The following is a 19,889-nucleotide window of genomic DNA, read 5'->3' as shown; positions in this document are numbered from 1 at the left end:
ATGCCCTTTGCGAGGGCCGGGGTGCAGCTTTGCGAATTGCCGCCTCCGGTCTTTCGCTCTAATGAGGGACGATCCGCCTCCCTTCTCGGTCGGCTCTGGGTTAACCGGCGAATTCCGGTCATGGCCCTTTGCCTGGAGACAAGATGATGACGACGACGACTGCGCCCGGCCTGCCCGACATCAAGCTGTCGGTGCGCGAGACCTTCGGGATCGATTCCGATCTCGAGGTGCCGGCCTTTTCCGCAGCCGATCCACACGTGCCGGACTTCGATCCGGATTACCGATTCGACCGCGACACCACGATCGCAATCCTCGCCGGCTTCGCGCATAACCGCCGCGTCATGATCTCGGGCTATCACGGCACCGGCAAGTCGACCCATATCGAGCAGGTCGCCGCCCGCCTCAACTGGCCCTGCGTCCGCGTCAACCTGGACAGCCATGTCTCGCGCCTCGACCTCGTCGGCAAGGACGCGATCGTGCTGAAGGAAGGCAAGCAGATCACCGAATTCCAGGACGGCATCCTGCCCTGGGCGCTGCAGAACAACATCGCGCTCGTCTTCGACGAATACGATGCCGGCCGCCCGGACGTGATGTTCGTGATCCAGCGCGTGCTGGAGCAGTCCGGCAAGCTGACGCTGCTCGACCAGAAGCGCGTCATCCGCCCGCACGGCGCCTTCCGCCTGTTCGCCACCGCCAACACGGTCGGCCTCGGCGACACGTCCGGCCTCTATCACGGCACCCAGCAGATCAACCAGGGCCAGATGGACCGCTGGTCGATCGTCACCACGCTGAACTACCTGCCGCATGACAACGAGGTCTCGATCGTGCTGGCGAAGTCGAAGCACTACCAGAGCACGCCGGACGGCAAGGACGTCATCAACAAGATGGTCCGCGTCGCCGATCTCACCCGCAACGCCTTCATGAACGGCGATCTCTCGACCGTGATGAGCCCGCGTACGGTCATCACCTGGGCCGAGAACGCGGCGATCTTCGGCGATATCGGCTTCGCCTTCCGCGTCACCTTCCTGAACAAGTGCGACGAGATGGAGCGCACGCTGGTGGCCGAGTTCTTCCAGCGCTCCTTCGGCAAGGAACTGCCGGAAAGCGCCGCGAACGTGGTGCTCAGCTAACGGAGGACACGAGCCATGGCGCAGTATCAGGGAAGCTGCCACTGCGGGCGAGTCGCCTACGAGGTCGAAGCCGATCTCGGGCAGACGATCACCTGCAACTGCTCCTACTGCCAACGCCGCGGCTCGATTCTCGCGTTCTCGCCCGCCAGCGCCTTCACCCTCACCAAGGGCGAGGATGCGCTGACCGAGTACCGCTTCCACACGCAGAAGATCCAGCATCTCTTCTGCGAGACCTGCGGCATCGAATCCTTCGCTAGGGCGAACGGACCCGATGGCACGCCGATGGTCGCGGTCAATGTGCGCTGCCTTGCCGGCGTCGAGCCGACCGAATTGTCGCCGACGCAGTACGACGGGCGGTCGCGCTAATCTTTGAAGCCAGAGGACGGCCCAGTCTTGTCCATCTCGAACCGCAAGCCAGGAACGCCGAAGGAGGCTCCGGCCGAGCCGCTGAAGCGGGCGATCTCCGGCGCGATGAAGGCGATCGCGCGCAAGCCGGAGATGGAAATCGTCTTCGCCGCCGACAAGCCGTCCCTCGTCGGCGAGCGGGCCCGCCTGCCCGAGCCGCCGCGCAAGCTCAGCCCCGGCGATGTCGCGATCCTGCGCGGCCATGCCGATTCGATGGCGCTTCGGCTTGCCTGCCATGATGCCGCGATCCACCGCCGCGCCGCGCCGGAAGGCGATGCGGCCCGTGCCGTGTTCGATGCCGTCGAGCAGGCGCGCGTCGAATCGATCGGCGCGCGGCGGATGTCAGGCATGGCCGGCAACATCTCCGCGATGCTGGAGGACCGCTACCACCGCGGCGGTCGCTACGAGGAGATCACCGACCGGGCCGACGCGCCGCTGGAGGATGCGCTCGCCCTGATGGTGCGCGAGCGCCTGACCGGCCTGAAGCCGCCGAAGGCGGCCGAGAAGGTCGTCGAGCTCTGGCGCGAGCAGATCGAGGCCAAGGCCGGCGGCGACCTCGACAGGCTGACGAAGACGATCGAGGACCAGCGCGGCTTCGCCCGCACGGTGCGCGACATGCTGGCGGCGCTCGACATGGCCGAGCAGACCGCGCAGGGCGACGAGCAGGACGAGGACGAGGACAACCAGGACCAGTCCTCCGAGGACCAGCAGCAGCAGGAAGGCGAATCCGAGCAGGAGAGCGGCGCCGACCGCTCCGAGGTCGAGGTCAGCGAGGACGCGACCGAGGAACTGCAGGAGGGGGCCTCCGAGGCGACCGACGCGCCGGCCGGCGACTGGGACGAGGAGGACGAGAGCTCCGAATCCGAGGAAGCCGGCGAGGCGCCGCGCCCGCGCGAAAGCCGGGGCAACGAACGCCCGCAGACCGACTACAAGGCCTATACCCAGAAGTTCGACGAGGTCGTCACGGCAGAGGAGCTTTGCGACGCCGAGGAATTGACGCGCCTGCGTGCCTATCTCGACAAGCAGCTCGCCCATCTCCAGGGCGTGGTCGCGCGCCTCGCCAACCGCCTGCAGCGGCGCCTGATGGCGCAGCAGAACCGCACCTGGCAGTTCGACCTGGAGGAGGGGGCGCTCGATCCGGCCCGCCTGCCGCGCATCATCCTCGATCCGTTCCAGCCGCTCTCGTTCCGGCAGGAATCGGACACGAATTTCCGTGACACGGTCGTCACCCTGCTGATCGACAATTCCGGCTCGATGCGCGGCCGGCCGATCACGGTCGCGGCGACCTGTGCCGACATCCTGGCCCGGACGCTGGAGCGCTGCGGCGTCAAGGTCGAACTGCTCGGCTTCACCACGCGCGCCTGGAAGGGCGGGCTGTCGCGTGAGGCCTGGCTGCAATCGGGCAAGCCGGCCAATCCCGGCCGCCTGAACGATCTCCGCCACATCATCTACAAGGCGGCGGATGCTCCGTGGCGGCGCGCGCGCAAGAATCTCGGGCTGATGATGCGCGAGGGGCTGCTCAAGGAGAATATCGACGGCGAGGCGCTGGACTGGGCGCATAAGCGCCTGCTCGGCCGCTCCGAGCAGCGCAAGATCCTGATGGTGATCTCGGACGGCGCGCCGGTCGACGATTCCACCCTCTCGGTCAATGCCGGCAATTATCTCGAGCGGCATCTGCGCCATGTCATCGCCGAGATCGAGACGCGCTCGCCGGTCGAGCTCATCGCCATCGGCATCGGCCACGATGTGACGCGCTATTACCGCCGCGCCGTCACCATCGTCGATGCCGAGGAGCTGGGCGGCGTCATGACCGAGAAGCTCGCCGAGCTGTTCGAAGAGGACGGCCCTGCCGGGTCCGGTTCCCAGCGCCGCGGGCACTGATGCGTCTCACGCGCCGCGCCGCGCTGGCAGGTCTCGGTGCGCTGGCGCTGCCTGGTGCCGCGCAGGCGATCGAGCAGACTCGCTTCCCTGTCGGGATTTCGGCACGGCCGATCATGGCCTTCGAACCGCGCCGGCCGGAGCAGCGCCGCTTCGGCGCGCTGCAATTCCGCAGCGGACTCGTACTGTCGTCCGGCCATCCGCGATTCGGTGGTTTTTCGGGGCTGGCGCGACTGAATGGTGGGCGCGATCTCGTCGCTGTGACGGATCGCGGCTATTGGCTGACGGCCAAGGTCACATCCAACGGCGGCAAGCTCACCGGGCTTGAGGATGTCGAGATGGCGGCGGTTCTTGGCAGCTCCGGCCGGCCGCTGACCCGCTCTGGACTCTACGATACCGAGAGCCTCTGCATCCATGACGGCGCGGCTTATGTCGGGATCGAGCGCAAGCACGAGATCGCCCGCTTCGACTGGGCGCGTGATGGCGTCGAGGCGCGGGCGCGACCGGTGCCGGTGCCGCGCGAGTTCAAGCGCCTGCCGCGCAATCGCGGGCTGGAGGCGCTCGGCGTCGTGCCCGCAGGGCCCTTGAAGGGCGCGCTCATCGCCATCGCCGAGCGTGCGGGCAAGGAGGACGAGCCGACGCTCGGCGCGATCCTCGGCAACCCGCAGCCCGGCCTGTTCAAGCTCGTCCGGCATGACGGCTACGACATCACCGATCTCGCCTTCCTGCCGTCAGGCGACATGCTGGTGCTGGAGCGCTGGTACCAGCCGCTGCGCGGCGTCGGCATGCGGATCAGGCGAATCGCTGGGCGCGATATCCGGCCGGGGGCGCTGATCGATGGTCAGCGCCTGATCGAGGCCGATCTCGGCTTCGAGATCGATAATATGGAAGGACTGTCGGTCCATCTGGAGGCGGGGCGGACGGTGCTGACCCTGATGTCGGACGACAATTTCTCGTTCCTCCAGCGCACGGTTCTGCTGGAGTTCGAGCTGGTCCAGTAGAGCGCGCTAGCCGTCATTGCGAGGAGCGAAGCGACGAAGCAATCCAGGGGACTGGTCGTTGAACCGTCTCAGCCGGTCCCCTGGATTGCTTCGCTGCGCTCGCAATGACGGTGGGGCGTGAGCTTAACTCAAACGAAAAAAGCGGCCTCGCGGCCGCTTCCTTCAAACCCGAGGGTTAAAACCCGCTCAGTTGGCGGCGAGCTTCTTCTCGAGGTCGCGCTTCAGCGTGGCAGCGCCCGTCGAGAGGTCGCCGGCCGAAGCCTTGATCAGGAAGGCATCGAGGCCGCCGCGATGCTCGACCGAACGCAGGGCGTTGGCCGAAATCCGCAGGCGCACCGAACGGCCGAGCGCGTCCGACTGCAGCGTGACGTTCACGAGGTTCGGACGGAAGACGGTCTTCGTCTTGCGGTTCGAGTGGCTCACGAGATGGCCGCTCTGGGTGGCTTTCCCGGTCAGTTCGCAACGGCGGGCCATGATATCGTTCCTTACGTTCCCGGGGGCGCTCAAACAAAAAAACCGACACGTGACGTGCCGGCGAGCACCGGAAGTCAAATTGAAGTCGCGGTTCCATAGCCAAGGGCGCGGCCTGCGTCAAGGAAAACTCGGTTTGCCGTTCACATGGCCTTCAGCGTTAACGGGGTGTAAAGATCGCGGCCCGATGCTTCAATCGGTCGTTGCTTCGCCACGAGGGTAAGCCGGCCACGATTCGGGCCGATTCAGAGTGCATTCCGCGCAGGATCGCGCCGTTCCGGAGACAGTGGATGAAGCCCGCCGCCGCATCGTCCCTTGCAGGCCTCGTCCTCGCCGCCTGTCTGGGCGCGAGCGCCGATGCAGCCTCGCTTGACGCGCGCTACGACGTCTCGCTCCTGGGAATCACTCTGGGCACGGCGAGCCTGAGCGGCGGCATCGACGGTTCCGGCTACAAGCTCGACATCACCGCCAAGCTCACGGGAATTGCCGGCGGTGTCACGGGCGGGCGCGGTTCTGGTGCGGCGACAGGTGCGCTCGTCGGCGGCAGGCTCGCGCCAAAAACCTTCGCTGTGAGCTCCGCCAATTCCAGCGAGAGCCGGACCGTCCGCATGGCGCTTGCCGAGGGCGCCGTCGCCGGCATCGATATCGAGCCGCCGATCGACGAGAAGCCTGATCGGGTGCCGCTCAACGAGAGCCACAAGCGCAATATCGTCGATCCGCTCAGCGCCTTCCTGATGCCGGTCACCGGCAAGGGCAAGGACGCTGCCTGCAATCGCACGCTGCCGATCTTCGACGGCGCGGCGCGCTACGACATCAAGCTCTCGAGCGCCGGCACCCGCAACGTCAAGCTCGAAGGCTATAGCGGCCCGGTCTCGATCTGCCAGGCGCGCTTCGTCCCGATCGCCGGCCACCGCGCGCTCAGGCCCAGCACCAAGTTCATGGCCGAGAACCGGGACATCTCGGCCTGGCTCGCGCCGATCGCCGGCACCGACGTGATGGTGCCGGTGCGCATCTCCGTGAAGACGATGATCGGCACGGCCGTGATCGAGGCCTCCAGATTCAAGGTCGATCCCGGCGTGACCGCCAGCGCCGGGCGGAATTGATGTCAGACCTCAGGGCGCGCGCTTGACGCCCTGATCATCGTCGAAGACCGGCCGGAAGAACGAGCGCTCATAGCTGATGATGAAGCGCTCCTTCTCGTTCATCGCGAAGGCGGCCTGGCATTCGGGGTCGTCGAAGGAGCGCTTGCGGTAGTCCTCATAGGCCGCCAGCGACGGGAAGCTGAACATCGCCAGCGCCACGTTCGAGACGCCTTCCGACGGCATGAAATAGCCGTGGTGCTTGCCGCCGAATTTCTCGACCAGCCGGATCCAGAGCTTGCCATAGGCCTCGAAGGCATCGAGCTTATGGGGATCGATGACATAGCGCAGGTAACAGGTCACCATGGTCAGGCGGCCTTTGCAGTGCTGAGGAAGCTCTTCATCCGCTCCAGCGCTTTCTCGATGTTCTCCAGCGAGTTGGCATAGGACAGGCGGATATAGCCCTCGCCATGGACACCGAAATCGGGGCCGCCGATGGTGGCGACGCCGGTTTCCTCCAGCAGGGCCGAGGCCAGCTTCTTCGCCTTCCAGCCGGTCTGCGAGACGTTCGGGAAGGCGTAGAACGCGCCCCTGGGCTCGATGCAGGAGACGCCGGGCAGGCCGTTCAGGCCCTTCACCACCGCTTTCCGGCGCCGGTCGAACTCGGCCAGCATCATGTGCACCGCGTCCTGCGGGCCGGTGAGCGCCGCCAGGCCAGCCCATTGCGCGGGGGCGTTGACGCAGGAATGCGAGTTCACCGCCAGCTTTCGGGCATTGTCGAGCAGCGGCTTCGGCCAGATCGAATAGCCGAGGCGCCAGCCGGTCATGGCATAGGTCTTCGACCAGCCGTTGAGCAGGATCAGCCGGTCGCGGATTTCCGGATAGCTGAGAAGGCAGACATGCTTCTCGCCGTCATAGACCATCTGGTCGTAGATCTCGTCGGACATCACGGCGACGTCCGGGAATTTGGCGAGACCGGCGACGAGCTTGTCGATCTCGGTTTTGGGCGTGACGCCGCCCGTCGGGTTCGCCGGCGAATTGATGATCAGCAGCCGGGTCTTCGGCGTGATCAGCGCCAGCGTCTCCTCGGCCGAGAAGGCGAAGCCGTTCTCCTCGCGGATCGGCACCGGGATCGGCGTCGCGCCCGTGTACTCGATCATCGAGCGATAGATCGGGAAGCCGGGGTCCGGATAGAGGATCTCGGCGCCGGGCTCGCCGAACATCAGGATCGCCATGAACATGGTGACCTTGCCGCCGGGCACGATCATCACGCTCTCGGGCGAGACATCGACGGCGAAGCGCTTGTGCAGGTCGGCGGCGACGGCCTCGCGCAGCGGCAGGATGCCGTTGGCGGGGGTATAGCCGTGATGGCCGTCGCGCAGCGCCTTCACGGCAGCTTCGACGATATGGTCGGGCGTCGAGAAATCCGGCTGGCCGATGCCGAGATTGATGATGTCCTTGCCCTGTCGCTGCAATTCGGTGGCGCGGGCCAGCACGGCGAAGGCGTTCTCCTCGCCGATGCGGGAGAAGGAGGGGACGACGTGAAGGGTCATGGCGCGTTTCCTCGGGCAGCGTTGGCGTGAAGGCCGGCTTCGGCATTTCTTGGCGCCAAACCGGCGCGGCTGGCAAGCGCCGCCCGCACATCGCGGAATTGTTGCATGCTGCATACAGCATGATTAAATAGTATGACTATCAGCCAGATTGGGCCTTGCCGAGCCGCAGGCTATCGGCATGATGGCTAGTCTCAAATCGTTTGAATGTGAGATCGGCAAGCGGCCGCCAGCGCCGCGCCGAACGAGAGGAAACGAGGATGGCCAAGGCACCCGGCAAGAAGTCCGTTCGGCGCATCAAGCCCGAGCAATTGCGCTCGAAGGCGTGGTTCGACAATCCCGACAATGCCGACATGACCGCGCTCTATATCGAGCGCACCATGAATTTCGGCCTGTCGCGCGAAGAGCTTCAGTCGGGCCGGCCGATCATCGGCATCGCCCAGACCGGCTCGGACATCGCGCCGTGCAACCGCCATCATATCGAGCTGGCCTCGCGCGTCCGCGACGGCATCCGCGAGATGGGCGGCGTGCCCTTCGAGTTCCCGATCCATCCGATCCAGGAAACCTGCAAGCGGCCGACCGCGGCGCTCGACCGCAACCTGCAATATCTCTCGCTGGTCGAGATCCTCTACGGCTATCCGCTCGACGGCGTCGTGCTGACGACGGGTTGCGACAAGACCACGCCGGCCCAGATCATGGCGGCTGCGACGGTCGATATTCCCGCGATCGCGTTGCCGGGCGGGCCGATGCTGAACGGCTCCTTCCGCGGCGAGCGCACCGGCTCCGGCACGATCGTCTGGAAGGCGCGCCAGATGATGGCGGCCGGCGAGATCGACTATAAGGGCTTCGTCGATCTGGTTGCTTCGTCGGCGCCATCCGCGGGTCACTGCAACACGATGGGCACGGCCTCGACGATGAACTCGCTGGCCGAGGCCATGGGCATGACGCTGCCCGGCGCCGCCGCGATCCCCGCGCCCTATCGCGACCGCTACGAGATGGCCTATCTCACCGGCAAGCGCATCGTCGAGATGGTCTGGGAGAACCTGATCCCCTCGAAGATCCTGACGCGCGAGGCGTTCGAGAACACCATCGTCATCAATTCGGCGATCGGCGGCTCGACCAATGCGCCGGTCCATGTCAACGCCATCGCCAAGCATATCGGCGTCAAGCTCGACAACGAGGACTGGACCAAGGTCGGCTACGACATCCCGCTGCTGGTCAACCTGCAGCCGGCCGGCGAATATCTCGGTGAGGACTACTATCGCGCCGGCGGCCTGCCCGCCGTGATCGCGGAGCTGATCGAGAAGGGCAAGCTCAAGCCCGCGATCACCGCCAACGGCAAGACGCTGGAAGAGAACTGCAAGGGCGCCTTCTCGATCGCCCGTGAGGTGATCAAGAGCTACGACCAGCCGATGAAGGCCCAGTCCGGCTTCCTCAACCTCTCCGGCAACCTGTTCGATTCCGCGATCATGAAGACCAGCGTGATCACGCCGGAATTCCGCAAGCGCTATCTGGAGAACCCGAAGGACCCGATGGCCTTCGAGGGCCGCGCCATCGTCTTCGACGGGCCGGAGGATTACCACCACCGTATCGACGATCCGGCGCTGGCCATCGACGAGCACTGCATCCTGTTCATCCGCGGCGTCGGGCCGATCGGGTATCCCGGCGCGGCCGAGGTCGTGAACATGCGGCCGCCGGATTACCTGATCAAGAAGGGCGTCTCGGCGCTCGCCTGCGTCGGCGACGGGCGCCAGTCCGGCACTTCGGGCTCGCCCTCGATCCTCAACGCCTCGCCGGAAGCGGCGACGGGCGGCGGGCTCGCGCTGCTCAAGATGGGCGACAAGGTCCGCATCGACCTGAAGAAGCGCACCGCCAACATCCTGATCTCGGATGAGGAGCTGGCCGCGCGCAAGGCGGCGTTCAAGGCGGCTGGTGGCTACAAGTATCCGAAGAGCCAGACGCCCTGGCAGGAAATCCAGCGCAAGATCGTCGACGAGCTCTCCGAGGGCATGGTCCTCAAGCCGGCGGTCAAGTACCAGAAGATCCACAAGAAGTTCGGCATTCCGCGCGACAACCACTGAGCGGGTTGCCGCGTGTGACTGGGCTTCGAAGGGTGTCATCCCGTGCGCGCTGCGGCATGTGAATGCCGCGGCGCAGACACGGGACCGTCACCCGGAAAAGGCGCCCTTGCTTCGTACGATCCCGCATCTGCGCAGCGGCACTTCGCGCCGCGGCGCGTGCGGGATGACACACGGCAGCGCCGCTTCTCGCCGACGCTCACCGCCTCCACCGCTCCCCCCACGCCATTCCGCCCGCGCATCGGCGTTCGCTGCGCGACGCGCGCCCAACGGGGCTGACAAACGATACGACCCTCGACACTATGGCAGGCGTTTCTCCCGCCTCCATTTGAAACGATTTAAACCATGGCACAGAGCCCTCAGGTCGAAGCCTTCCGCAAGCTCCACGAGGCCGGCTGCTTCGTGATGCCCAATCCCTGGGATCTTGGCTCGGCCCGCTGGCTGCGCGGACAGGGCTTCAAGGCGCTGGCGACGACGAGCGCGGGCTATGCCTTCACGCAAGGCCACGCCGACCAGGACGTGCCGCGTGACATGATGCTCGCGCACATCGCCGATATCGTGAAGGCGGTGCCTGATCTCCCGGTCAATGCCGATTTCGAGAACGGCTATGCCGATACGCCCGATGGCGTCGCGGCCAATGTGAAGCTTTGCGTCGCGACCGGCGTCGCAGGGCTCTCGATCGAGGATGCGACCGGGCGCCAGGACGAGCCGCTCTATCCGTTCGAGCTCGCGGTCGAGCGCATCAAGGCGGCGCGCAAGGCGATCGACGAGACCGGCTCGGGCGTCGTGCTGACGGCGCGCGCCGAGTGCTTCCTGACCGGCCATTCCGAGCCGCTGAAGGAATCGGCGCGGCGGATCGAGGCCTATGCGGCAGCCGGCGCCGATGTGCTCTATGCCCCCGGCCCGAAGACATCTGCCGATATCGCCACCATCGTCGCTGCCGCCGGCGGCAAGCCGGTGAACACGCTGGTCTATGGCGATTTCGGTTTGTCGGTTGCGGATGTCGCTGCGGCAGGCACGCGGCGCATCTCGATCGGCGGGGCGCTGGCGCGGGCGGCCTGGGCAGCCTTCATCGACGCCACGCGCCTGATCGCGGAAGAGGGCAGCTTCAAGGGCTTCGCCGGCAACGGCGCCTCGGCGCCGCTGAACCCGTTCTTCACCAAAGACCTCGCGGAGCGTTCATGAGCGGCACGCTGCTGATCGCGCCGGAATGGCTCGGGCTCAGCGGCCTCTGGCAGATCGATGCCAAGGGCAAGCGTCGAGCGGTCGACGCCGAGGATGTCGGGCTCTCCGAGGCGGTTGCGGACCGGCTCGAAGCCTGGATGGATGCCTTCGACGCGATCTATGACGAGGATGAACCGGCGGCTTCCGATTTCAGCGACGCGGTCGAGCGGCTGGCCTGGGAAGCGGAGGGCGCAGCGCTCGCCCATGCCATTGCGGGAGAACTCGGAGCGGGCTGGGAGATCCGGCTCGACCTTGCCGGCTGGAAGGGGAAGGAGGCATCATGACGGCTCTTGCCTGGAAGGCGCCCCCGTTCCTGCCGGCCAAGGTTCTGGAAGGCCAGTATTGCCGGCTCGAACCGCTCGATGTCGCCAGGCATATCGACGACATCTGGGCCGCCGATGTCGGGCGCGACAGCGTCTGGGACTGGCTCTCGGCCCCGCCGCCGAAGGACAAGGACGCCTACCGCGCGTTGCTCGACTCGATGGTGGCCAAGGCCGGCATCGTGCCGCTCGCCGTGATCGACAAGGCCGACGGCAAGGCCAAGGGCCATCTCTGGATCATGGAGATCCGGCCCGAGCATGGCGTGTTCGAGGTCGGCTCGGTCACCTATTCCCCTGCGCTGCAGCGGACGCGGGCGGCGACCGAGGCGATCTATCTCGTCGGCGATTACGGTTTCTCGCTCGGCTATCGCCGCTACGAGTGGAAGTGCAACGACCTGAACGAGCCGTCCAAGCGGGCCGCGCTGCGCTTCGGTTTCCAGTTCGAGGGGCTGTTCCGCCAGCACATGGTGGTGAAGGGCGCCAATCGCGACACCGCCTGGTTTTCGATCCTGGACGGCGAATGGCCGGTGCGGGCGCAGGCGTTCCGTCGCTGGCTGGCGCCGTCGAATTTCGACGCCCAAGGACAGCAGAAGCTCGCGCTCGGTGCCTTCAACCAGATCGGAGGCCATGCGGGAACTGTCGCGCTGCGCCGGGCCGGGCTCGCGGACATCCCGGCGATCCTTGCGCTCAAGAACGCTGCCTATACGCCGAACGAGAGCATCATCGGCGTGCCCTCGCTGCCGCGCATCGCCGACTATACGCAGGTCGTCGCGGAGCACGAGGTCTGGCTCGCGGAGGATGCCGGCAAGCTCGAAGCCGCGCTGGTGCTCGACATCGAGCCGGAGGATTTCACCATCTGGAGCGTGGCCGTCGCGCCTGAAGCCGCCGGCCGCAAGCTTGGCGCCGCGCTGATGGGCTTCGCCGACGAGCGGGCGCAGGCGCTCGGCTATGCTTCGGTCCATCTCTACACCCATGCCAAGCTGACCCAGCGCATCGGCTGGTACGAGCGGCTGGGCTTCGCCATCACGCATCATGAGGACATGGCCGACCGGCGGCTGACCCATATGCGCAAGACCTTTGCAAAAGCCGGTTGAAAGAGGACACGGGTATGGCAGGACGTTTGAAGGGCAAGGTCGCGGTCGTCACCGCCGCGGGGCAGGGGATCGGCCGGGCCATCGCCGAGGCTTTCGTCGCGGAAGGCGCCACCGTCTGGGCGACCGACAAGGATGTCGCCCTGCTGGAGGGGATCCCGAAGGCGAAGAAGCGCAAGCTCGACGTGCTTTCGTCCAAGGCGGTCAATGCCTTCGCCGAGAAGGTCGGGCCCCTCGACATCCTCGTCAACGCCGCCGGCTTCGTCCATCACGGCACGGTGCTCGACACCGACGACAAGGCCTGGGACTTCTCCTTCGACCTCAACGTCAAGTCGATGCACCGCACGATCCAGGCCTTCCTGCCCGCCATGCTGGCCAAGGGTTCGGGCTCGATCGTCAATATCGCATCCGGCGCCGGATCGGTGCGCGGCATCCCGAACCGCTATGCCTATGGCGCGACCAAGGCGGCGGTGATCGGCCTGACCAAGGCGGTCGCGGCCGACTACATCAAGAAGGGCGTGCGCGCCAACGCGATCTGCCCCGGCACGATCCAGTCGCCCTCGCTCGACCAGCGCATCAAGGATCTCGCCCAGGCCACCAAGACGACGGAGGCGGCCGCCCGGCAGGCCTTCATCGATCGCCAGCCGATGGGCCGGCTTGGCACGGCCGAGGAGATCGCTGCGCTCGCCGTCTACCTTGCGGCAGACGAGTCGAGCTACACCACCGGCCAGATTCATCTGGCGGATGGCGGCTTCGCCCTCTGAAGCCTGCTTCGGGATGGGGGCGGCCACCGCCTCCATCCTCCCGACAAGGTTGCCGCCAAGAGCGACCCGAGACGCGAACCAGATAGGGAGAGCCCATGCATGTCCTGATCACGGGTGCGGCCGGCATGGTCGGCCGCAGGCTGGCGGAGCGCCTCGCCCGCGAAGGCCAATGCGCCGGCAAGGCGATCGACAGGCTGACGCTGACCGATGTGGTGGCGCCCGCGCTGCCGGCGGAACTTGCGGATCGCGCGACGATCCGCGTCGAGGATGCCGGCGATGCCGCTGTCGCCAAGCAGCTGGCGGCGCTGCGGCCGGACCTGGTCTTTCATCTGGCCGCGATCATCTCGGGCGAGGCCGAGCGCGATTTCGACAAGGGCTACCGCGTCAATCTCGACGGCATGCACAACCTGCTGGAGGCGATCCGGCATGAGGGCGGGGCGGATTACGTGCCGAAGCTCGTCTTCACCAGTTCGAGCGGCATTTTCGGCGCTCCGTTCCCTGCGTCGATCTCCGACGAGTTCCATGTCACGCCGCTGACGAGCTACGGCACGCAGAAGGCGATCGGCGAATTGCTGCTGGCCGACTACTCCCGGCGGGGCTTCGTCGAGGGCGTCGGCATCCGCTTCCCCTCGATCGTGGTCAGGCCGGGCAAGCCCAATGCCTCGGCCGGCGGCTTCTTCTCCGGCATCATCCGCGAGCCGTTGCAGGGCGTTGAGGCGCTATTGCCGGTCAGTGACGAGGTGCTCTTCACCCATGCCAGCCCGCGCTCGGCCGTCGGTTTCCTGATCCATGCCGCCGGCCTCTCGCGCAATGAGCTCGGCCCGCGCGTCAACCTGAGCATGCCGGGCGTCTGCGTCACCGTCGGCGAGCAGATCGAGGCGCTGCGCCGCATCGCCGGCGACAAGGCGGTGAAATTGATCCGGCGGGCGCCCGATCCCGCCTCCGCGGCGATCGTCGCGGGCTGGCCGACCCGCTTCGACGCGAAGCGCGCGCTTGCTCTGGGCTTCACGGCCGAACGCGATTTCGACGAGATCATCCGCGTCCATATCGAAGACGATCTCGGCGGCCATCTTCCGAACTGACGAAACTCAAAGCGAACCTTCAGGACAGATCCGATGCATATTCTCGTTCTCGGCGGCGCCGGCATGGTCGGGCGCAAGTTCATCGAGCGGCTGGCGCGCGACGGCCAGCTCGGCGGCAAGCCGGTGACCCGCGTGACGGCGCAGGACGTCGTCGTCGCCTCGCCGCCGCCGGCCGCGCCCTTCGATTTCGAGGCGGTGGTCTCCGATCTCTCGATCCATGGCGAGGCCGAGAAGCTGATCGCGACGCGGCCGGAGGTGATCATCCATCTCGCGGCGGTGGTCTCGGGCGAGGCCGAGGCCGATTTCGACAAGGGCTACCGGATCAATCTCGACGGCACGCGCTATCTCTTCGAGGCGATCCGCCATGCGGAAGGCTACACGCCGCGTCTGGTCTTCACCTCCTCGGTTGCCGTGTTCGGCGCGCCCTTCCACGACAAGATCGAGGACGAGTTCTTCACCACGCCTCTGACCAGCTACGGCACACAGAAGGCGATCGGCGAGCTCCTGCTCTGCGACTACTCGCGGCGCGGCTTCTTCGACGGCGTCGGCATCCGCCTGCCGACGATCTGCGTGCGGCCGGGCAAGCCGAACAAGGCGGCCTCGGGCTTCTTCTCCAACATCATCCGCGAGCCGCTGAACGGCGAGGAGGCGGTGCTGCCGGTTTCGGACCAGGTCCGCCACTGGCATGCCTCGCCGCGCTCGGCGGTGGGCTTCCTGATCCATGCCGCGACGATGGATACGGCTGCGATCGGGCCGCGCCGCGCCCTGACGATGCCGGGCTATTCCTGCACGGTCGCTGAGCAGATCGAGACGCTGCGCAAGGTCGCCGGCGAGAACGTGGTCAAGCGCATCAAGCGCGTGACGGACCCGGTGATCGACGGGATCGTCGCCGGCTGGCCGCGCAATTTCGATCCGCAGCGCGCTCTGGCGCTCGGCTTCAGGTCGGAGGCGAATTTCGAGGAGATCATCCGCGTGCATATCGAGGACGAGCTGCACGGGACCTTCGTGAAGTAAGACGAAACTGCACTTCCGTCATGGTCGGGCTTGTCCCGACCATCCACGTCTTCCTCGGTCAAAGTCCGTATTCAAGACGTGGATGCTCGCCACAAGGGCGAGCATGACGGCTGCAGATCTTCAGACCGGGCAGGGCTCGGCCTGTTCCTGCTGGCGGCGCGGAGGCATGCCGAGCGCCGGCGCGCTGCGCGCGGGTTCCTGCTCCGGTTCCAGTTCAGGCGCATGAGCCCAGCCGCTGGCGCTCCAACTCTTGAGCGCCGTCCAGGTCGAGCGGTCGAGCCGGAACTGCTCGCAGGGGAACAGCCCGCCACGCGCCGGCAGCGACTTCAGAAACGAGCCCTCCGACCGGAAACCGGACTTTTCCAGCACCCGCCGCGAAGCCGGGTTGATGACGCGGGTATCGGCCTCGATCGCGGCCAGGTCGATCAGCGAGAACAGGCTGTCGATCAGGCCCTGCACGGCCTCCGTCGCATAGCCCTTGCCCCAGTGCGGGGTGCCGAGCCAGTAGCCGATGAAGGGCACGCCCGTCGCCTGCCTGTGCGCGCTGATCATGCCGATCAACTCGTTCGGCTTCGAACGCGGGGTGATGGCCAGCGCGAGATGCTCGCCCAGCGCGTTGCCCTTGCGGGCCCCGAAGATGAAGGGCTCGACCGCCTGGGGCGGGTAGGGATGGGGAATCGCTGCCGTCATCTCCGCCACCGCCTTCTCGCCGGCGAGGCGCAGGATGGCATTGCCATCGGCCATGCGGGGCCAACGCAGCCAGAGACGGCGGGTCTCGAGCCGGAAGACATCGTCGCGGGTCAGTTCGGGGAACATATCGTCTCTCCGTCGGCGCAAACGAAAAAGGGAGCTGGGACTTTGGTCCCATCTCCCCTTCGCTGACCTTCGGGAGACCCGTATTGGGTCTTTTAACCCTTGATCCGTTCGGTTCGATGGAACCGGCGGATCGAGAGAATTCCCTATCCGCCTTTTACTCTGCGGCCTCTTGGGCCGGAACTACGTTCACGAAAGCTCGGCCGAGTTTCGTCGTGAATCGGACTCGGCCATTCGCCGTCGCAAAGAGGGTATGGTCTTTGCCCATGCCGACATTGGCGCCGGCATGCCACTTGGTGCCGCGCTGACGGATAATGATGTTGCCCGGAATCACGGCCTGGTCGCCGAACTTCTTGACGCCGAGGCGCCTGCCTTCGGAGTCGCGACCGTTGCGGGATGAACCGCCTGCCTTTTTATGAGCCATAACGCCCTACCTCAAAACTTGTGCTGTCTCTGTAACCCGAATCGGCGGCGAAAGCCAGCCGGTTCGGGTCCGACGATCAATCTGCGCTGACGGATGCCGTCAGTAGTCCTCGCCCGAAGCCTGCTCGGCCTGGTCGGCCTTGGCGCGCGGCGGCTTGCCGGCGAGCAGCTCCTTGGCCTGCTCGACCCACTCCTCGCGGGTGGCGCGGCCACGCAGCTTGAGCTCCTCGTCCCACTTGGCGATATCGGCCTCGGTCCAGGCGGCGATGTCGTTCCACGAGGTGATGCCGGCGGCGCGCAGCTTCTTCTCGATGGTCGGGCCGACGCCCGAGATCAGCGAGAGGTTCGAGGCGTCGAGGGCCTCAGTGGCCGCAGCAGCCTTGGCGGCCTTCGGAGCGGCCTTGCCCTTGGTCGCGGTCGAGGCGGCCTTCAGCGCCACAGCGGAGGCATCGCCCTTCTTCATCTCCGGCTTCTTGCCGCCGGTGAGGATGTCGGTGATGCGGATGACGGTCAGCTCGGCGCGGAAGCCGCGCTTGCGCTTCGAATTCTGGCGGCGGCGCTTCTTGAAGGCGATGACCTTCTCGCCACGAGCCTGCTCGACGATTTCACCGACGACGGTGATGTCGGAGAGGGCCTTGGCGTCGAGCGTGGTCTTCTCACCCTCGGTGAGCATCAGCACGGAGCCGAAAGCGACGGTGTCGCCCGGGTTGCCTTCGATCTTGGCGGCGGTGATCTTGTCGTTGGCGGCGACGCGGAACTGCTTCCCGCCGGTCTTGATGACTGCGAACATTTTGTCCTCCATGTTCGGCCCCGTCCTGTCACGGCGCTTCCGGTGGGAGCGCCTGCGGGACGGCTTTTTGGCAGTCGATTGCGTGGTCTGGCTTGCTCTTGCGACATGCGACGCAGCGCACATGCCAAAAGAGATCGGGCGCGAGTTTCCCCGCGCCGGACGGTGCTCGATAGTCGCAAGGCCGGGAGAGGTCAAGCGAAAGCGGCGGGGAAGAGTGGATTTCTCCTGCGCAGGAGGCTTGCTCCCCGGACGCGGCTTGTGTAGTAACCGCCTCGCTTCGACCGAAGGCGACCGCGGACAGGTGGCAGAGTGGTTGAATGCACCGCACTCGAAATGCGGCATACCTGCAAGGGTATCGGGGGTTCAAATCCCTCCCTGTCCGCCACTCTCTCAATTGCTGCGCTAATCTGAAACGAGACGTGCCGCGCGGCGGCGTAAAGCGTCCGTTCGCCATTTCCTCGCAATCCGTGGCGTCAGGTGCGCAAGGCCGGCTTGCGGCTCGCTGGAAACGGCCACCGGTATGGAACGGGGTTGAACTGACCGGCCAGGTTGCGCCTTAATCGCGGCTCCCACAGCAAGGAGGCCCCCGATGCGATTGGCGCTTGCCATTATCACCCTGGCTCTCACCGGCTGCAACAGCACGCCTCAATCCCAACATCCGACGCGGGATTACACCGTGGGCACTGCAGAGTGCTCGAAATTCGGCTGGGGTACCGCCCAGATGGCGGAATGCCTCGATCGTACCGCCGAACGCCAGTCGGCGACGGTTTCGCAGGAGCGCACAGGCGAAACCGGCTAGATCGCCGGGCGGCCTTTCGGATGTGAAGTGTCGATCCGCTGCTGTAGCCGGCAACGAATCGGCAAACGTCTTCGGCCTCCCTTTGAACCGCTGTCGATCCCGCGTGCAGCCTGAACTGTTGGTTCGTCGTAAATTCGCAAGCAGGGTTGCGCGCTGCCCTCAGGCGCGGCAAAGATGGACTCATGATCAGGATATCGCTTGCCGTCAGCCTGGTTGCCGTTCTGGCCGCCGGCTGTGTTTCATCCCGGCCCCAGCCTGTCCAGCAGACTGCGGCTCCTTCCGCCAAGCGCATCGTTCGCGACGGCGCACAGCTCGCTCTGCCGGACGGCACGCGGGTCACGCCGGATCATACCGGCGGCTTCACTCTGCCGAACGGCGATTACGTGAAGCGCGAGCGAGGGGCGCTGGTGCTGCCGACGGGCGCGCGCTGCCAGCCCGACGCAAACGGGTATATCTGCCCCTGAGGTCGAGGCGCCGTATAACGGCGCCTGCCTCGCTGCTCATTCTCTTTCCAGCCGGTTCGTGACGGGCGGGCCGGCCGCTCAGGCCGCGTCTGATGTCTGCCGGCGCTTCTTCGCCGTGCCCGCGCCGGAATCGTCGGTGTCGTCGAGGACGTGGTTATGGCTGCGGAAGGCCCAGATCTCCTTGGCGGCTTCCCAGTGCTCGCGGTCGCGGCCCTCGGGCTGTCCGTCCTTGATCCAGAGCCCGTAGGCGATCTTCCGGATCTCGTGCTGGGTCTTGTCGTCCTGCTTCATGTCTCGCCTCCATGATCGCTCCCCGATGCGCATCGGGGAACCCTGGTTTCGGAGAGGATGACGGCCTTGCCGTGCAGGGGAACAACCGCGGATCGGCCGGGTTGTTCCCGCGCGCGATGAAAGACCAGCCCGGCGCGGGCGGGATGTTCAGATCTTTGCTGTCGCCAGCTCCGCTTCGCCGGGTATTTCGGCTTTTGCTTGAACGGGACGGCGCGCATAGCGCTGGGCCAGGACGGCGCAGGCGAAGAGCTGGGCCTGGTGGAACAGCATCAGCGGCAGCACGATCAGGCCGAGCGCCTGGCCGGGGAACAGGATGTTCGCCATCGGGATGCCGCTCGCCATGCTCTTCTTGGAGCCGCAGAAGACGATGGCGATCTCGTCCTCCTTGGAGAAGCCGAGGCGCCGGCTGGCGAAGGTCGTGATCGCCAGCACCGCGGCGAGCAGGACGACGTCGATGACGATGACGAGGCCGAGATCGGCGAGCGTGACCTGTGACCAGATGCCGGCGACCATGCCCTCGCTGAAGGCGGCGTAGACGACGAGCAGGATCGAGCCGCGATCAACCAGCGAGATCGGCGCCTTGTGACGCTGCAGAAAGGGGCCGATCCAGCGGCGGAGCAACTGCCCGACCAGGAAGGGCAGCAGCAATTGCAGGGCGATGCTCTCGACGGCACGCGTGCTGAAGCCGCCGCCCGTCGCATTGAGCAGCACGACGACGAGCAGCGGCGTCAGAACCATTCCGAAGAGGTTGGAGATCGAAGCGCTGCACAGCGCCGCCGCGACATTGCCGCGCGCGATCGAGGTAAAGGCGATCGAGGACTGCACGGTCGAGGGCAGGATGCAGACGAAGATCAGGCCGGCGATCAGTTCGGACGGCAGGAAGCCGCCGAAGATGCGGGTGAGCAGTAGGCCGAGCAGCGGGAACAGCACATAGGTGCTGGCGAAGACAAGCGATTGCAGGCGCCAGTGCAGCAGGCCTTCCCAGACGGCCTGCGGCGAGAGCCTCGCCCCATAAAGGAAGAACAGGAGCGCAACCGCCACCGAGACGGCGTCATTGGCGATCATCGCGCCTTCGCCATGGGCGGGGAATACGGCCGCGATCGCGACCGTCGCCATGAGCGCGATCAGATAGGGGTCGATCCCGAAGCGGGCGAGCGTGCGGCGGAGCATCTGCGGTCCTTCCGATAAGGTGCCGCCTTGTAATCCTTTCCCCGCTCATTTT

22 protein-coding genes and 1 tRNA gene are annotated in these 19,889 nt (G+C 66.1%); 15 read left to right on the top strand and 8 right to left on the bottom strand.

From position 1 onward, the window contains the following. Positions 1-146: 146 nt before the first annotated feature. The 4 genes from cobS to ACWIEX_RS18420 are packed head-to-tail and all read left to right on the top strand — an operon-like array spanning position 147 to position 4,414. Positions 147-1,130, top strand: coding sequence for a cobaltochelatase subunit CobS (gene cobS / locus ACWIEX_RS18435; RefSeq protein ID WP_454034424.1), 984 nt, complete (start codon positions 147-149; stop codon positions 1,128-1,130). A gap of 15 nt (positions 1,131-1,145) precedes the next feature. After that, positions 1,146-1,496 (top strand): GFA family protein, encoded by a 351-nt coding sequence (locus ACWIEX_RS18430; protein WP_454034423.1) that lies wholly within the window; start codon positions 1,146-1,148, stop codon positions 1,494-1,496. Positions 1,497-1,523: 27 nt separating this feature from the next. Continuing rightward, the gene (gene cobT, locus ACWIEX_RS18425) at positions 1,524-3,416 is read left to right on the top strand and encodes a cobaltochelatase subunit CobT (protein WP_454034422.1); all 1,893 of its coding nucleotides are present in this window, start codon (positions 1,524-1,526) and stop codon (positions 3,414-3,416) included. Continuing rightward, a complete protein-coding gene (locus ACWIEX_RS18420; RefSeq protein ID WP_454034421.1) occupies positions 3,416-4,414 on the top strand; it encodes an esterase-like activity of phytase family protein in 999 nt (332 codons plus the stop codon). The genes cobT and ACWIEX_RS18420 overlap by 1 nt, the downstream gene beginning before the upstream one ends. A gap of 186 nt (positions 4,415-4,600) precedes the next feature. On the opposite strand, the gene rpmB is transcribed toward ACWIEX_RS18420, so the two are convergent. After that, a complete protein-coding gene (gene rpmB, locus ACWIEX_RS18415) occupies positions 4,601-4,888 on the bottom strand; it encodes a 50S ribosomal protein L28 (RefSeq protein WP_061970136.1) in 288 nt (95 codons plus the stop codon). A gap of 287 nt (positions 4,889-5,175) precedes the next feature. Here rpmB and ACWIEX_RS18410 point away from each other — a divergent pair, with 287 nt between their 5' ends. Then, a complete protein-coding gene (locus tag ACWIEX_RS18410; RefSeq protein ID WP_454034420.1) occupies positions 5,176-5,988 on the top strand; it encodes a DUF3108 domain-containing protein in 813 nt (270 codons plus the stop codon). Between the two features lie 9 nt (positions 5,989-5,997). Here ACWIEX_RS18410 and ACWIEX_RS18405 read toward each other — a convergent pair whose 3' ends face one another. Further along, a complete protein-coding gene (locus ACWIEX_RS18405; protein ID WP_454034419.1) occupies positions 5,998-6,330 on the bottom strand; it encodes an NIPSNAP family protein in 333 nt (110 codons plus the stop codon). 2 nt (positions 6,331-6,332) lie between these two features. Next, entirely contained in the window at positions 6,333-7,517 is a 1,185-nt protein-coding gene (locus ACWIEX_RS18400; protein ID WP_454034418.1) for a pyridoxal phosphate-dependent aminotransferase, read from the bottom strand. 257 nt (positions 7,518-7,774) lie between these two features. Here ACWIEX_RS18400 and ACWIEX_RS18395 point away from each other — a divergent pair, with 257 nt between their 5' ends. From ACWIEX_RS18395 to denD (ACWIEX_RS18365), 7 genes are all read left to right on the top strand, one after another. Beyond that, a complete protein-coding gene (locus tag ACWIEX_RS18395) occupies positions 7,775-9,595 on the top strand; it encodes an IlvD/Edd family dehydratase (protein WP_454034417.1) in 1,821 nt (606 codons plus the stop codon). A 342-nt stretch (positions 9,596-9,937) separates the two neighbouring features. Next, positions 9,938-10,777: an isocitrate lyase/PEP mutase family protein gene (locus ACWIEX_RS18390; protein ID WP_454034416.1), complete on the top strand. Its 840-nt coding sequence runs from the start codon at positions 9,938-9,940 to the stop codon at positions 10,775-10,777. Continuing rightward, entirely contained in the window at positions 10,774-11,100 is a 327-nt protein-coding gene (locus ACWIEX_RS18385; protein WP_091856913.1) for a hypothetical protein, read from the top strand. Before ACWIEX_RS18390 ends, ACWIEX_RS18385 begins: the two co-directional genes overlap by 4 nt. Further along, positions 11,097-12,230 (top strand): GNAT family N-acetyltransferase, encoded by a 1,134-nt coding sequence (locus tag ACWIEX_RS18380; protein WP_454034415.1) that lies wholly within the window; start codon positions 11,097-11,099, stop codon positions 12,228-12,230. The genes ACWIEX_RS18385 and ACWIEX_RS18380 overlap by 4 nt, the downstream gene beginning before the upstream one ends. A gap of 14 nt (positions 12,231-12,244) precedes the next feature. After that, complete coding sequence (locus tag ACWIEX_RS18375; RefSeq protein WP_454034414.1) at positions 12,245-12,991, top strand: SDR family oxidoreductase; 747 nt, start codon at positions 12,245-12,247, stop codon at positions 12,989-12,991. A gap of 95 nt (positions 12,992-13,086) precedes the next feature. Beyond that, the gene (gene denD, locus ACWIEX_RS18370) at positions 13,087-14,073 is read left to right on the top strand and encodes a D-erythronate dehydrogenase (protein WP_454034413.1); all 987 of its coding nucleotides are present in this window, start codon (positions 13,087-13,089) and stop codon (positions 14,071-14,073) included. A 33-nt stretch (positions 14,074-14,106) separates the two neighbouring features. Continuing rightward, a complete protein-coding gene (denD, locus tag ACWIEX_RS18365; protein WP_454034412.1) occupies positions 14,107-15,087 on the top strand; it encodes a D-erythronate dehydrogenase in 981 nt (326 codons plus the stop codon). 120 nt (positions 15,088-15,207) lie between these two features. On the opposite strand, the gene ACWIEX_RS18360 is transcribed toward denD (ACWIEX_RS18365), so the two are convergent. The 3 genes from ACWIEX_RS18360 to ACWIEX_RS18350 form a co-directional block, all read right to left on the bottom strand. After that, positions 15,208-15,903: a GNAT family N-acetyltransferase gene (locus ACWIEX_RS18360; RefSeq protein WP_454034411.1), complete on the bottom strand. Its 696-nt coding sequence runs from the start codon at positions 15,901-15,903 to the stop codon at positions 15,208-15,210. 154 nt (positions 15,904-16,057) lie between these two features. After that, positions 16,058-16,324: a 50S ribosomal protein L27 gene (gene rpmA, locus ACWIEX_RS18355; RefSeq protein ID WP_061970119.1), complete on the bottom strand. Its 267-nt coding sequence runs from the start codon at positions 16,322-16,324 to the stop codon at positions 16,058-16,060. A 99-nt stretch (positions 16,325-16,423) separates the two neighbouring features. Then, positions 16,424-17,113, bottom strand: coding sequence for a 50S ribosomal protein L21 (locus ACWIEX_RS18350; RefSeq protein ID WP_454034410.1), 690 nt, complete (start codon positions 17,111-17,113; stop codon positions 16,424-16,426). Between the two features lie 295 nt (positions 17,114-17,408). Between ACWIEX_RS18350 and ACWIEX_RS18345 the strand changes: the two genes are divergently transcribed. The 3 genes from ACWIEX_RS18345 (at position 17,409) to ACWIEX_RS18335 (ending at position 18,376) form a co-directional block, all read left to right on the top strand. Further along, positions 17,409-17,498 (top strand) — tRNA-Ser (locus tag ACWIEX_RS18345). Positions 17,499-17,702: 204 nt separating this feature from the next. Next, a complete protein-coding gene (locus ACWIEX_RS18340; protein WP_454034409.1) occupies positions 17,703-17,912 on the top strand; it encodes a hypothetical protein in 210 nt (69 codons plus the stop codon). A 182-nt stretch (positions 17,913-18,094) separates the two neighbouring features. Next, positions 18,095-18,376 (top strand): hypothetical protein, encoded by a 282-nt coding sequence (locus tag ACWIEX_RS18335; RefSeq protein ID WP_454034408.1) that lies wholly within the window; start codon positions 18,095-18,097, stop codon positions 18,374-18,376. A 78-nt stretch (positions 18,377-18,454) separates the two neighbouring features. Here the strand turns inward: ACWIEX_RS18335 and ACWIEX_RS18330 are convergent, their stop codons facing one another. Beyond that, a complete protein-coding gene (locus tag ACWIEX_RS18330; RefSeq protein ID WP_061970116.1) occupies positions 18,455-18,667 on the bottom strand; it encodes a DUF2934 domain-containing protein in 213 nt (70 codons plus the stop codon). 147 nt (positions 18,668-18,814) lie between these two features. Beyond that, entirely contained in the window at positions 18,815-19,837 is a 1,023-nt protein-coding gene (locus ACWIEX_RS18325; RefSeq protein WP_454034407.1) for a bile acid:sodium symporter family protein, read from the bottom strand. Positions 19,838-19,889 lie beyond the last annotated feature (52 nt).

This window comes from Allobosea sp. NPDC055353, assembly GCF_053644975.1.
Note: the sequence above shows the minus strand (reverse complement) of the source record. Positions and strands in the feature narration are given on the sequence as shown.